This is a genomic window from Undibacterium sp. SXout20W (assembly GCF_049340285.1).
Taxonomy (GTDB): Bacteria; Pseudomonadota; Gammaproteobacteria; order Burkholderiales; family Burkholderiaceae_D; genus Undibacterium.
The window spans coordinates 1-14316 of the sequence record NZ_JBMPPH010000005.1 but is presented as its reverse complement, the minus strand read 5'-3'; the positions used below and the strand labels follow the sequence as shown (position 1 = coordinate 14316).

Annotated in this window: 11 protein-coding genes and 1 pseudogene; 6 read left to right on the top strand and 6 right to left on the bottom strand. The window is 44.2% G+C overall.

Annotated elements, in window-relative coordinates; all coding sequences use genetic code 11:
- The first annotated feature begins 172 nt into the window (after positions 1 to 172).
- Positions 173 to 406 carry a hypothetical protein gene (locus ACO0K1_RS04450; RefSeq protein WP_423023110.1) on the top strand — a complete coding sequence of 78 codons (234 nt, stop codon included), beginning with the start codon at positions 173 to 175 and terminating at the stop codon, positions 404 to 406.
- Between the two features lie 53 nt (positions 407 to 459).
- Here ACO0K1_RS04450 and ACO0K1_RS04445 read toward each other — a convergent pair whose 3' ends face one another.
- Positions 460 to 660 (bottom strand): hypothetical protein, encoded by a 201-nt coding sequence (locus ACO0K1_RS04445; RefSeq protein WP_423023370.1) that lies wholly within the window; start codon positions 658 to 660, stop codon positions 460 to 462.
- A 395-nt stretch (positions 661 to 1055) separates the two neighbouring features.
- Between ACO0K1_RS04445 and ACO0K1_RS04440 the strand changes: the two genes are divergently transcribed.
- A complete protein-coding gene (locus ACO0K1_RS04440; RefSeq protein ID WP_423023108.1) occupies positions 1056 to 2219 on the top strand; it encodes an acyltransferase family protein in 1164 nt (387 codons plus the stop codon).
- 239 nt (positions 2220 to 2458) lie between these two features.
- Here the strand turns inward: ACO0K1_RS04440 and ACO0K1_RS04435 are convergent, their stop codons facing one another.
- Entirely contained in the window at positions 2459 to 2674 is a 216-nt protein-coding gene (locus ACO0K1_RS04435) for a hypothetical protein (protein ID WP_423023106.1), read from the bottom strand.
- A gap of 161 nt (positions 2675 to 2835) precedes the next feature.
- On the opposite strand from ACO0K1_RS04435, the gene ACO0K1_RS04430 reads away from it, so the two are divergent.
- The 4 genes from ACO0K1_RS04430 to pdeR all read left to right on the top strand — a co-directional run bounded on the left by ACO0K1_RS04430 (position 2836) and on the right by pdeR (position 10181).
- Complete coding sequence (locus ACO0K1_RS04430; protein WP_423023104.1) at positions 2836 to 3372, top strand: hypothetical protein; 537 nt, start codon at positions 2836 to 2838, stop codon at positions 3370 to 3372.
- Between the two features lie 259 nt (positions 3373 to 3631).
- Complete coding sequence (locus ACO0K1_RS04425) at positions 3632 to 4033, top strand: response regulator (RefSeq protein WP_423023102.1); 402 nt, start codon at positions 3632 to 3634, stop codon at positions 4031 to 4033.
- A gap of 200 nt (positions 4034 to 4233) precedes the next feature.
- Positions 4234 to 7416: an ATP-binding protein gene (locus ACO0K1_RS04420; protein WP_423023100.1), complete on the top strand. Its 3183-nt coding sequence runs from the start codon at positions 4234 to 4236 to the stop codon at positions 7414 to 7416.
- Positions 7417 to 8186: 770 nt separating this feature from the next.
- The gene (gene pdeR, locus ACO0K1_RS04415) at positions 8187 to 10181 is read left to right on the top strand and encodes a cyclic di-GMP phosphodiesterase (RefSeq protein ID WP_423023350.1); all 1995 of its coding nucleotides are present in this window, start codon (positions 8187 to 8189) and stop codon (positions 10179 to 10181) included.
- A gap of 201 nt (positions 10182 to 10382) precedes the next feature.
- Here pdeR and ACO0K1_RS04410 read toward each other — a convergent pair whose 3' ends face one another.
- From ACO0K1_RS04410 to ACO0K1_RS04395, 4 genes and pseudogenes are all read right to left on the bottom strand, one after another.
- Positions 10383 to 11291 (bottom strand): crotonase/enoyl-CoA hydratase family protein, encoded by a 909-nt coding sequence (locus tag ACO0K1_RS04410; protein WP_423023098.1) that lies wholly within the window; start codon positions 11289 to 11291, stop codon positions 10383 to 10385.
- Positions 11282 to 12436 (bottom strand): fatty acid desaturase family protein, encoded by a 1155-nt coding sequence (locus ACO0K1_RS04405; RefSeq protein ID WP_423023096.1) that lies wholly within the window; start codon positions 12434 to 12436, stop codon positions 11282 to 11284. The genes ACO0K1_RS04410 and ACO0K1_RS04405 overlap by 10 nt, the downstream gene beginning before the upstream one ends.
- Before the next feature lie 658 nt (positions 12437 to 13094).
- The gene (locus ACO0K1_RS04400; RefSeq protein WP_423023094.1) at positions 13095 to 14030 is read right to left on the bottom strand and encodes a LysR family transcriptional regulator; all 936 of its coding nucleotides are present in this window, start codon (positions 14028 to 14030) and stop codon (positions 13095 to 13097) included.
- Positions 14031 to 14165: 135 nt separating this feature from the next.
- A pseudogene (locus ACO0K1_RS04395) lies at positions 14166 to 14316 on the bottom strand (IS30 family transposase); the annotation flags it as partial.

Below are 14316 nucleotides of genomic sequence, written 5' to 3'. Positions count from 1 at the left end.
TGATGAATTTCAAAAGGATAAGCGTCGCGACGAAGCTATGGTTCTTTATTGGTATAGTGATTCTTTCGATAGTAATTATTGCTGCAATCGGGCTCGTACGTAGTGCGAAATTCCTCGAAGAAGGCCACGCAAGCAACATAACCTCATCAGAATTAGTGAAGGCTAGTGCGCGATGGCGGGACTGACCGAGACTAATTACATTCGGACTAAAGCATTGATTTTAGGCGGAAATAATTATGTAAATGCTGCTTTCTCAGCCGCCGTGGAAGCGTATGTGAAGCAATTTTCCGCGCTTTATACAAAGCTTGAGGCGATGCCTTTAACCGATGCTGATAAGACGCAGCTAAAAAAATTAATTATCTACGAAAAGGTGTCATTGAAAGCCTCACTAAGGCCCGTGACTTGAAGTTAAAAGGACAGGATGAAGGTAAGCGATTTTCGACCACAAATATTTGAAGGTCAAGGAATGGCGTACAAATCTGATTTCGAGGGATTCGCCGCAAAGAGCGTCTTCCATAGTCCCGGCGTCAATTCATGCACCTTTGACGCCGGATGCTGTCCCACGCGCTGCAATACATTCACGAAGTAATCATACGGATTCGACGCTCTTACAGAATCAGAAGCACGATACATCTCCAAAATCAATTCGCTTGAAGCCATCAGAGATCGCGTCGCTGATGCTAAGGATGAAGGCATCCGCGAAGGAAATGAAGGAAATGCTATTCGATCTTAAGCAATTGATCTAGAATCGATAGTTGACTAAAAGATAGCATTCGAGCAGAATCGATAGTTGACTAAAAGATAGCATTCGAGCAGAATCGACATGTGTTGCGGCAGAACGTATACCACTGACGCAGCCAATGCGAACGATGGCTGTATGTGCTATCTGAATGCAAAGCGCCACAAAAGTGGCATTCATAGATGAAGCTAAACGGCTAATTGTTACCAGGTAATAAAATCGAGGGTTCCCGGCAGTTGGACGGTTGCCGCATCTATGGACGGTCTTCCGAGTACGTCCCAATTCTTCCATATATATATCAAATTAGGAGCTTCCCTTGGAATGGCTGACGCAGAAGTTTGAGTTGTCTCGTGGGGGTGGTGGGTATAATGTGCGTCCGATGGAAGGCTTGCGTGGCTTTGCTGTTTTTCTCGTTTTTCTTGTTCATTTCGTCACCCTGCTGAAACCCTGGATAGTGGAGAATTCTGCACTTCTCACTCTTACCAGTGCGCTGCACAACATTGGAAACTCAGGTGTAGATCTGTTTTTTGTTCTCAGTGGCTATCTTATTTACGGTACGTTGATATCTCGCCCACAGCGATTCACCAGCTTCATTTCAAAGCGCCTTAAACGAATTTATCCCGCTTTCCTTGTCGTGTTTGTCGCTTACATTGCTCTGTCGTTTGCTTTTCCGGCTGAAAATAAGATTCCCATTCATGCCTTTGATGGAATTATCTACCTTGTCCAAAACGTTCTACTTCTGCCCGGACTTTTCCCCATTGAACCATTGATTACTGTAGCTTGGTCGTTAAGCTATGAAATGTTCTACTACTTGACTATTCCACTTCTCATCACATTATTTAGGATGCGCGACCGCAGCATCATCTGGCGTGTCTCCTTTTTTTCAATTTTGGCAGCCATAACTGCGATCTATTGTGCTTTATATGGTGGCCATGTCAGGCTGCTTATGTTTGTCTCAGGCATTTTACTTTACGAGGCACTCAACAGCCGCTCTATCCCGACCCCGCATAGCATTCTCGGTTTAACGGCTCTTGTTTTCGGCGTCTTGGCGAACCTGTTGCCGTTGGCTGGATCAATTGGTTTTACGCTTAAGATAAGCATTCTTTTCGTTGCGTTTTTCATGCTTTGCTTGACTTGTTTCCGTGATCCGGCAGGATGGCTACCATCTGCATTTTCATGGACACCTATGCGTTGGCTCGGAAATATGAGCTATTCCTATTACCTCTTACATGGTCTTGCGCTTAAAGCCGGCTTTTTAGCGCTTGCCGTCGCACTGCCCATTGCTAACCATGGTTTTTTGTTCTCTTGTGCATTATTGCCAGCAATGTTCGGTCTTACGCTTATTCCAACAGCAGTATTGTTCCTCGCAGTTGAACGCCCGTTCTCTCTCGCACCGCATCGCGCACCGACCAACTCTTCAGGATTAGATCAGGATTACGCCACGGTCAGGGTGGATGTGCAACGAACGGCTCACGAATGACTGTTAATGGGGGGGGATTTTGATGGTCGAATATCTCTTGAGCATGCGATCCGGTCATCTGTGACAAAACTTCGATGGCCGCTGATAAATATTGACGTACGAGTTACTTTTGGATCTGGTGCCTCGAGTGAAACGTTGTTGATAAGTATTTCCTGCATTGATGCGAGCGGTTGATAAAAGTCATCAGTACTCGAAGGATTTGATGTGATTTTCTTTTCATTGGTAATAACTGAATTAATTTAATTCGCGAGTTCAATTTTGAAGTGCAAGCGTATTTTTGAAGAATACCTGATTGGGTGTAAGGTAGGGATGCCAGCAAAGAAGGTCTCAACCCAATTAAGGAAGTCTTCAAAGCAGTTACGGTGGTTGATGCCACTACGCTTTGGTAGCGACACGATAAGTTCGACGCCGCGAATTGCATCCTTTCTCCGCACCTTAGCGTTTGCTGCATCCATTAAGCGATTCATCTCAGCAATGACCCCACTAGAGGTCGCTGCACCAACTCAGCAGCAATCTCTCTGAGGTTGTGCTTAGCAGCCTTCTCCATGATCTTTTGGTCATGGGGGTTGCTGGATAATTTGCAGACTCGTTGCATCATAATGACGAGTGGATATCCATGAGTGATCAATACCTGGGCACAGTATTTCTACTGAGTCATATGAGATGGCAGATCGAACCGAGAACTTTTTTCGCGTCAAGATCGAAGGTCGGTCATGTTGATAGTAGTCCCGTCACTAAGAACGTGAATGCACCCATGTTTTCCGCAGTTGATGTGCATCGCTCGGTTCTCAGGATTTCCCGATATTTTGCTAAGGGAATCAATAAACTTTCGTTGGTTTTCTTCAAAACCTTCTACGGCCTCCCAGTCCCGGTCATAAACGCAGCCATCCATAAGAAAACTGAAAATGCCATCGATGGACTTTTGTGGAATGGGGTAATACATGTCGTTTTGGACAAGATGACTTTTCCTGAATATTTTGAGAAAACTTTGTTTCAAGAATTTTCGCATAAGGGGTTGTCTCACTTTGTGGGCGGTGGTATCGAGGTTAGCTTGAACAAACTGTTTATTTCTAGCTTTGGCTGGATAGGAATTAAACAAATAGAGAATAGACATAATGCTAACCTACAATCATGCATAAATGTATTCGTCTGAGATGGAATCGATATTACTCTTGCAAATAAACTCTAAATTGAAGAGATGCCTACATGTATTGTGGAGGAATTTACTTCTCTTAAGAAGAAGGTGCAGGAGATCATCGGCTTGATTCGTAACTCCTACTGTGTCAATCACACCGCATAAGTGCTGACTTTTCTGCAAAGCAAAACTTTTGCTTGACCTTAGTATTGTTTAAATAGATGATCGAAATCGATGGTCGCTTATGCTGTGCTAAACAAATTCTAAGGGTCGCAGAATGAGTACTTATGAAGCAATCAGTGTCATGATCATTGATAATGATGACCTTCAATTGGAATTGGTTTCCGCTCAGCTAGAAAATCTCGGCGTGATAAAAATTATAACCGCGGATGGCGGAAGAAGCGCGTTAGCTAAATTTGATGCCAGTCAATCCAAACCCGACCTGCTTGTTTGTGATATTCAAATGCCAGATATTGATGGCTTTGAGTTTATGAAAGCGATCAATGATCGCGGGTTTAAGGGGAGCTTAGTTTTGATGTCAGGGCAGGGCGCTCATATTCTTTATTCTGCTTCGCTCGTCGCACAACTTTCATCAATGAAGTTTCTTGGAACAATTGCAAAACCTGTTACCAAAACAGCGTTAGAGGCTGCTATTGGAAAATTGCATGCGCCGCGTTAAAAGTGGATTGGTTTATGTTGATTGAACATTTCTTATACATAAAGCAAACATAAATTAATGAGCATTGGGTGGCCTTCAGGGATGGCGCATACAAACAGTTGCATGAGTTGAGCGGCCAGCGAATTTGCCAACTCTTACGCTGACTATCTAGAATTTTTAAAAAATCGTATAGAAAAATACCTCGTAAAAGGGTACGCGATATGTCAATTCGTTCCAGATGGCTCAGGTTAATTCCGCGTACCTTACGCTGGCAATTAGCGGTGTTCACGTCGACGTGCATGGTAATCGCTATTTTAGCGGATGGACTTTACATTGCTAAAGTACAAACCTCTTTGATTCACGATAAGGTGCGAGCCCAAATGACGGTCGTCGCACAAAATTTGGCTGCAGCGAGCCCTATATTTTTAATCGCGAAAGATTTTGCCAGGTTGGAAAGCTCAGCCTATAAATTTGCTACCCCGGTTGAGCTTCGATCACTGCTAGTAACTGATGAAAACGGTAAGACCATCGTAGGATTACGAAACAAAGATGGACGATGGAACCCTGATGGCGACACTAAACCGGTTCCTTTACCCGTCGGTCGAGGCGTTGTCTTGTCGAACGAAAATATGCTTTGGTACCCTATCGATGACGGTCGTGTGCTGGGTTGGGTGCGCATAAGTTATCAGTCGCCGACATTCTTGCAAGTCGCTTACAGTCATTTAGGACGGTCATTGGTGGTCGTAGGCTTGACCTGTGTGATGTTTGTGTCGCTGTTACTGTTTTTATTGCGATCGCCGATGCGCGCTTTCGATACCGTCACTGAATTTGCAGCACATCTGGATGAAAAAAAGGGTGCGCGCATCACGCCGTACAAAAATAACCTGGAACTTGAAGTGCTGGCAAACGCTTTAAATACGGTTTCCATCAAACTGAAGTCTCAACAGCTCGACTTAGAAAGAAGACAGTTTGCACTGGATCAACATGCCATCGTTAGTATTACTGACCTCGCCGGAACGATCACTTACGTCAATGATTTATTTTGCGTCATTAGCCAGTATTCCAGCGCAGAACTCTTAGGCCAAAATCATCGTATTCTCAATTCAGGACATCATCCAGCTGAAATGTTTGATGAACTGTGGCAGACCATTTGTGAAGGAAGAGTCTGGCACGGAGAAATCTTAAATCGAAATAAATACGGTAGTTTATATTGGACCGTGACCACCATTGTGCCCGTTCTGGGGAAAGATGGCCTACCTGAACAATATATCAGTATTCGTACAGATACCACTGAGCGCAAAAAAAATGAGGATGCCGCGAATTCAGCCAATCGGGCAAAGTCTGATTTTTTAGCAAACATGAGTCACGAGATTCGCACACCAATGAACGGTGTCATCGGCATGATCGATATCTTGCAAGAAACGCCGCTGTTGCCAGAACAGAAACGCATACTGATGACGATACAACAGTCCTCCTTGGCATTGTTACAAATTTTGAATGACATTCTCGATCTTTCAAAAATCGAAGCCTGTAAGCTCAACATCGAGAACATTCCAACTTATTTGCCAGACTTGGTAGAAAGCACCATGTTGTTGGTACTAGCGCTTTCAAAAACAAGCTCGGTAAAACTATGTCTGTTTATTGCACCTGAATTAGCAAGCTGGTTTGAATGCGATCCTACCCGCGTACGTCAAGTACTTCTTAACTTGCTTGGGAACGCTGTTAAGTTTTCTGTGATTGATGCAAAGCATTATCCACAAGTAACGTTAAGAGTTACCCCATGCATGTTTTCAGATGGTAAATCGGGGGTACGTTTCACCGTGCTGGACAATGGGATTGGCATGAGCGATACCGTCGTGTCTAAGTTGTTTCAACCCTTTATGCAAGCGGATGAAAGCACCGCTCGTCAATTTGGCGGCACCGGCCTCGGTCTGTCAATAACGTCTCGTTTGGTTGAGCTTATGAATGGTCGTATGTCAGTACGTAGTGTCTTAAGTAAAGGCTCTGAATTTATCGTTGAATTGCCCTTGATGCGGTGTGAGCCTGGACGCAAACTTACTTCAAAACCAAGTTTGAGTGGGATCTTTCTTATTGTTGTTACTGATGACGCATTTGATATCGAGGTATTACGCAGCTATGGTCAATTTGAAGGTGCGCAGGTCGAAATTGTTGCGGATATCGCAGCGGCGGGTTCACTATTAATGCAATCACCAGATCAAATGGATAATACAGTTTTGCTCATTGGATTGTCGATCGAAACCCCGACCAAGGAACTCAATTTACCTCATAAGGTGGCCGTTGTGCGTATGGTTCTGCGAGAAAATGAGTGTTTTGATTCGGACCTCAAGTTGTTCACCCGTCCGCTACTTAAAGATGATTTTATGGTCGCCATAGCACAGGCAGGTGGGCGTTTGAATAAAGCATTTCCTGAAATTAAAATAGAACGTCGCACCCGCGTCAGAACTGTGGCTATGTCAATTGAAGAAGCCGTGCTGGCAAAGCGTCTGATCCTTCTGGCAGATGACAATGAAACCAACCGTGATGTCATCGAAGAGCAATTACGCATGCTTGGCCATACATGTGAAATCGCCGCAGATGGTGAAATTGCGCTTCAAATGTGGAAAAAAAATCCGACGCGCTACGCTTTACTATTAACCGACTGCCACATGCCTAATCTGGACGGTTTTGCATTGACAGAAGCGATTCGACGAGCCGAACCAAAGGGGACGCATCTTCCTGTCATAGCCGTCACCGCTAACGCTATGAATGGGATAACTCAGAGATGCCATGAACGTGGGATGGATGATTATTTATCCAAGCCTCTGCGCATGAATGAGTTGCGCAGAATTATAGACAAATGGCTTCCCTTAAATGATAAACCCCTCATTGAGGAACGTAAGGAAGCTGGCCTGCTAACTGAATCCAACTCTGAGCCTAACTCTCAACCTAACTCTCAACCTAACTTTGAGATTAACTTTGATCGAATTGAAGAACTTGATCAGAGTCAGCAAATTTCACTGTATCTACATCTTAAAGAATATAAATTTTCGACATTGCCTATCTGGAGCGCCGATACGTTACGCGAATTGCTGGGCGATAAACCACCATTGCATCGTCGAATGTTAGAGAAGTTTTTACTCAATGCAGAAAAGCAAGTAAGCGAGATTTTGGCCGCCTCAACAAGTGGAGATACAAAAAAATTATATGAGGTGGCTCACACACTAAAATCGGCAGCCAACAGTGTTGGTGCCCTTGCTTTGGGAGATCTGTGCCAGCAGATAGAGACTGCAGGCGTCGCCGATGACAACGCTCAATGTTTGAGTTTGATGGGTGACTTGGTTGATGCCCATAATGCCGCGTCCGCAGCAATCCATCATTATTTAATTGCGGACAACCAGCGATAATCAATTTCAAGTGACTTAGGTCGAATCGCGACGGCGAGGGCGTCTTGACATCTAAAAAGCAGCTCACTACCCGTTTGATATGTTTAAATTCTAAATTCTAAATTCTAATTTCTAAACGCATTGATTCTAGGTTCGATCCTGGTTCTTATTCCATATCGATTGTTCGGCAAAAAAATTTCATCCCTCAAAGGAGGGGCAATAGTCGCCCGAAAAATTTTCCGAGTGAGCAATTGCAGCAAGTGAATCGTTACGATCAGAGATTTCAGCTCTCATATTGGTTGATTGAAGAGCATATATCACTACAAAGCTGATCGCACTAAACGCGATGGGTCATTTTGATATGGTTGAAGTTGGTTAATCTCAATTTTTTCTAATCATTGTCTTCCTAACTATTTAACAGAAAAAGTAACGATGTTTAACGTTTTTGGCGCCACAATGCGACTGAAAAAATCGAATTGAGTGTAGTGAGAATAGTGCGGGTTTAAAGGTGTTTTAGCCTGCAATGACAGTAGAACCGCGCGAAATATTTAATTCTCAGCCTGCAAGTTTTGTGCGAAGCAAATGTAAAAACTTTGCCCACAATTTGTCGACAAATTTGGAACAAACTTGTATGCTGGATTACTAAACGCTTGAACAATATAAGTGCGTTCCAACGCAAATGTTAGTAATGGAAATCTCATTCGTCGTTGTCTCTTCGCTGAAGTTTTGTCTTCTTTGTGAGAGGTAGTGTAAATCTATGCTGATTAGGAAAAACAAAAGTGAGCGAAGCAATGAATAATGTGGGATCGACGAATGCATTATTTTTGCATTTTGGTACCCGCAGTCCAGTCTGGTTTTTTCGCGACGACAGCAATACCTTGCAGCTTTCCGGTGATGGTGAGATAACGACTCGCGTAGTCGTTTTGGATCAAACACAAATAGCGGCCATAAGGCGCCTGAAAGGCGTGACGGGTCATTTAGTCTTAAGTTTGCGTCTATTTGATGATGTCATTAAGTTTCATCTCGTTGGACGTAAAATTGACGAGTCGACTTGGAGCGGTACCGCAGCGGACTACGGAGACACAGAAACGGTCGCGCGCGATCTTGAAAACGGCTTGATTTTTGCTGAGCAAGTCGTTTCAGAAGTGAATTCTTTGGTAGTGATTATTGATAGCCAGGGAAAAATAAAGCGCTTTAATAATTTGTGCGAAGAGTTAACGGGACTCAAAGAAGAAGATCTATTGGGGAAAAATGCCCATGACTTGTTTATTCCTGAAGGTGAACACAATGCCGCCCGTTCAAACATTAATGACTTTTTTAAGAATGGAAATGCTTATCAAGTTGAAAGGCCCGTAAATAGTCGACACGGTCAACGTCGTATATTGTGGCGCAATAAATTAATTGAAAGCGGCAGTGGTGAGCCTGAACGGTTTTTGGTGTGTTCAGGGACAGATGTTACGGAAGAGCGTACCGCAAAAGAAAAGCTGGTTGATCTTGCTACGCGCGATGTTTTGACCGGCTTATTGAACCGATATGCGATTCAAGAGTTCATTAATGAGGCGATTGAATCCGGCAGTACGGAAGGATTTGGTGTTTTGTTTCTGGATTTGGATAATTTCAAAAAAGTGAACGATCATTATGGTCATATTGTCGGTGACAAGCTGATTCAGGCAGCAGCGCAGACCATTGAGTCGTGCCTTGGCGAAGGTAATATGATGGCGCGCCTGGGCGGCGACGAGTTCCTCATCTATAGTGCCGATCCAGCGCGGCGCGGCGCGGAATCGTTAGCACAACGAATACTCGAAAAACTATATTTGCCCTTTAGCTTTGATCGCGCAGAAATTTATTCTAGTTGTTCTATTGGAATTTCGATGTTCCCGGAACATGGCAAAGATATTGAACAGTTGGTTCGTAGTGCTGACGTAGCGATGTATGCAGCGAAAGATGGTGGCCGCAATACCTATCGTTTTTTTTCTTCGGATATGGATAGGAAGGTTGGTGAGTATGTATGGCTGGATACCAATTTACGTAAGGCATTAAGTGAAAATCAGTTGGAGCTTCACTATCAACCAAAGCAAAGCCTCACTTCTGGCGAGGTGAAAAGCGTCGAGGCACTTGTACGCTGGAATTCTCCCGAGCGTGGGGCTATTGGACCTGATCAATTCATTCCCTACGCGGAAGATTGCGGCCTGATTAAAGAAATAGGATTTTGGGTAATGGAAGCGGCAGTGGCGCAAGCTGTTGAATGGAAGCGCAAGGGTATTACATTGAGGATCGCTATCAATGTGTCGGCCCGCCAATTACAGCGGCCTACATTAGTGAGAGATTTTAAAGAATTATTGATGAAAGCGGATATTCTTCCGTCCGTGATTGATATTGAGTTGACCGAAAGTTGTTTGGTTGATGATGAAGAATTTGCGCTCAAATTGATTGCTGAATTTAAAGCCTTAGGTTCTGAAGTGCATCTCGATGATTTTGGCACTGGCTATTCGTCACTATCGCAACTATCGAGAATGCCGCTCGATGTATTGAAGTTAGATCGAAGTTTTATTCATTGCATAGATACAGATATTAAGGCTCAGCGCTTATTACGTTCTATCGTTGCCGTCGCGCAGGAATTGCACATGAAGGTCGTGGCGGAAGGAATCGAGTCACCGAGCCAATTCGAATTTCTGACTAGCATAGGCGTTGATTACGGCCAGGGCTATTTGTTTGGGCGTCCAATGTCGGCGGACGTATTTGAAAAATGGTATTTGCGTACGCAAAAGGAAAAAGCGAATTTTTAACATCTAGAGCCTGTAAATAAATTTGTAGCTCGGTGCCGAGGCGTCGCCAGCAGCATTAGCATTAGCATTAGCATTAGCATCAGTTTCAGACTCTGAATCGGCTTTCACTTAAGCACTTTTGGCAGTACTCTTATCAGCCACAGTCGAGACTGTGGCTGATGTAGATGTAACAAACGCCAGCGATGGCTATTGTGATAATGCTTAAGCCATTTCAGGCACTTTTAAAGTCATTTTAGGTACATTCACCGCGGTTGACGTCGTGTTGCTAACTCTGCGATTTTGCAACATAACGAGCCGTTCCATATAGGCGACATCATGGTCTTTTAAATGGAGTGCAGAGCGTGCCCAATCCTCAGTGATGTCGATCAATTCAGCCTTATCTAGCGGTAAAACCCGACGGCGAGCATTCAGCATTCCCTTGATACCATTCAGTTTAGGACGTAATTCGTCAACAAAACCACGGGTTGCTCTGAATGCATCTCCCTGAACGAAGGTGCGATCAACCAAGCCTTTATCGTGATACCAGGCGCCGCTGTGACTTGCGCCTGAAATAATCAGATCTTCAGCGAGCAATCGTCCGGCTTTACGTTGTACCAACGAATATGCCCCCATTCCCGGGTAAAGATTAAACGCAATTTCCGGGAATCCCATTTTGGCATCTGATTGCGCCAGTACGAAATCATGCGCCAGCGCTGCTTCGTAGCCGCCACCCATTGCTGTTCCTTCGATCATTGCAATCGTAATCGCATCGATACCAAATCCAGTTGCTGCCGCATGAACGGCTTCTATGCATGAATGTGCATATTGACGCAATGCTTCATGGTTAGCAGCGCGAATGTGTTTTGCAAAAAGAGCGAGGTCACCACCAACATTGAAAATATTTGGCACTGTCGATGCAGTAATCCAAAATTCGATTGGCAAATTGCTGCATTTTGCCGCGGCAATCAATTGTTTAATATCTGCCAGTAACTCTGGATTGAAGCAGGGGCGTGGTTTCCCATGTAACATTACCCACAATATGCGGCGCCCTTGTTCGTACCATGCTTCCACTTGCGATAATTCTCCGGCCTCGGTAAATGGACGGCAATCAGGGTGATATTTCAGTTCCATACGTGCTCCTTAGCGAAATTAATTTGAGGATGAAGTTGTGAAACGAGCTTACAAGTAGGTGTTATTGCTTTGCCGTCAAAATCTAACCAACGAAAATTCTCGTAATCGTAGAGTTTGCATACGCGCATAATCGCGACGAGATTTGATAGCGAAAAATTGACTATCACAGCATTCTCTCCAAGCATTTGGTTCAATCGCGTTTGCGCATTACGCAATTGATGGCAAGGAATGGCTGGATAAACGTGGTGTGCTGGATGTTCAAAAAAATGATGCGCCAAAGTGGAAATAATTTGAGGAAAACGCACGTGCACCGTCATGTATTCAGGCGCTGCAGTGTTTAAGTATGCAGTTTTGTCGTTGAACCATGGTATTGCAGGATGGGTATGATTTAAATATAACGCCAGAGCCAACAATGATTGGAATATGAAAAATGGCAATACCAGACCAAGTAATATCGCGGTTATGACACTGGTTGAACTGTACTGCGGTGCCATCGCGAGTAGCGTAATAAAACTCACCAAATAAACCATCATGAAAGCGAAATGCTGCCAGGCTGATGTGCGCAGCTTTGCAGGTAAAAACGCTCCTGGGATGAATTTCACTCTCGACCAACGCTGGACGATATAGTAAGTCCCAAAAGCGAATGGGTTTGCCGAACGAATAAAACGATACCAATATTTGCCGATGGTGGTTAGCGCATCGTATTCCGCTTTTGAAAGCGGTTTGTATGAGTCTGGATGCTTGTCATTCGTATGTGGATGATGCAAGGAATGATGATCGTAGACCCACAAACGATAATTGAACAGGCATGTCGTAAAAGATAGCACGCCGATTAACCAGTTAAGACGACGTGAATTCGTCAGGCTATTGTGTGCTGCATCATGCGCCAATGCTGCCAGATTCGAGAGTTTTATCCCTGCGAAAATTGACGCTAAAATTTTTAGAGGTAAGTTCTGTACCAAGAGCACTGCGACAATTGCGAGTCCGTACAAAGTAATGTCAATCAAGAATAGACTTGCACCAAGAGCGTTATTGGTTTTAACAAATTTCGCCATCTCACGAATGATTGCGCGATGATTCGTCTCTGACGCATAAGCTTCACGTTGCGATGCTTCCAAAATCGTTTTGTCGTATGGCATATTCATCAGGATTCCCTTTTATGTATAAGCAAAGTGGTATGGAATAATCGTATCTTTGCATTTCACATTCGAATCTTTGAATAGCGAGGGAAAAGTCCTGCAATTAAGAATTTGATCTAACTTTGGATGTTAAAAAGCGATGTAATCAGCGGAAATTAACTTAAACTAACAGATGTAACTAAATGTAATTAATTTTTATAGCGCGATGACAGAAATCTGATCTTAATGTGGAGTATTTTTTAGCGGTGCTATTTGGATAAATTTATAGCGCGCCAGCTTCTTTGATTTGAGGCACGAAGGGCAATATAGGGTCTCAGCGAACGGAAAGAAGCCGCAGTGTCAAACTGATGAGGCATCCCTTAAATAGTGGTGTTTGCAGGGGCGTTGTACCTAGCTCAAAGCAATAATAAATATGGTCCGTTGCGTTAGCCAACGAGTGACTATTTTGCAGTAACACACTCGGTAAATTGGGGCGGAATTTTATTTTCGCTGTTGTTGATCTTTGAAGTGCCTCGACCTCATGACATTCAAACGAGCGTGGATAGCGTATCACGGCCAGTATGAGGTGTGAATTAAGCGAAATTGTCTTTGTGATTGCTTCAGTGACTTTGTAAATCTAAGACATTGAGCAAGCACTCTGCAAATGCGTACCCGCATAAAAAAACTAAGCAAGTCCCAGCGCGCGATCCCAAATAGGTGGGCTACCAAATTCCTGCCGTAGATGATTGATAAACATTTGTGCTTTGGCAGCGTGTGAGCGACCAGGCAGACGAACTGCGTGAATCCCAGCGTTCGATTTTTGGGATGCTTTTTGGATGTTTGCACATTCAGACTCAAACAGAATACGCAGTTTGCCGTCAGCGACCATGTCGCTGACGATAAAACTTGCCAAATGAATGACACCCATACCGGCAACTGCGGCTTGCAATAAGGCTTCAACATCATCAGAGCGGAAACTGCCTTTTACTGGAATTGCTTTGTTTTGGTGTGTTCCCGGAAAGTTCCATTCATAGGGTAGATGCCGGCTCAATTTCTTTAAACAATTGTGTTCAATGAGTTCCAGAGGAGAACGTGGCACGCCGCAGCGCTCCAGGTAGTCAGGACTGGCACAAGCTAAGCGGTTGAGGGGTGCCAGCCTCGTGGCGATTAAATCGCTGTCTGGTAAGGTTCCTATTCGGATAGCAACGTCTAATCGTTGTGCGGACAAATCAATGACCTGGTCACTCAATTCTAAGTCGATTTCCATCAGGGGGTACTGCTTTAAAAAACTCGTGATTGCGGGTGTCAGATATCGTCGTCCAAACGCGGCTGGAGCCGTGACGCTGAGCAAACCACGCGGATCTGCACGTAACGCGGAGAGTTCATCCTTAGCATCATCCAATTCTGCGATCATGCTTTTGGCATGCGGAAGAAATCGTTCGCCGGCATCCGTCAGAATAATTGCACGTGATGTCCGGTGGAATAGCTTGGTCGTCAAACTGATTTCTAATGCATCTATTTTGCGAGCGACGGAAGAAACCGCGATGGCGCGAGCCTGTGCGACTTTGGATAGATTGCCCGCTTGGGCGACTTCTAAAAAAATCCGCAAATCTTCCAACATAGACTATTCTCAATTAGGTGGTGTTTCCCGAGGACCGATCGAAGTAATCTGTTCTTCGGTTTTAATTTAGCTTTGCGTTTATTGCAAAAGATGTTTGCAAAATACATTATTGTGCATTTTTTAGCAATGGCGGATTCAATTTCGAAGTGCAACCACATGTTGATGCGATTGTAACTGCTTCATAAATACTTGGTGCGGCGTTTTGAAGCCGAGACATTTTCTGGGACGATGATTTAAGCTGTTCATCGCCCATAAAATATCTCCTTCACTGATGGCTTCAAATCGC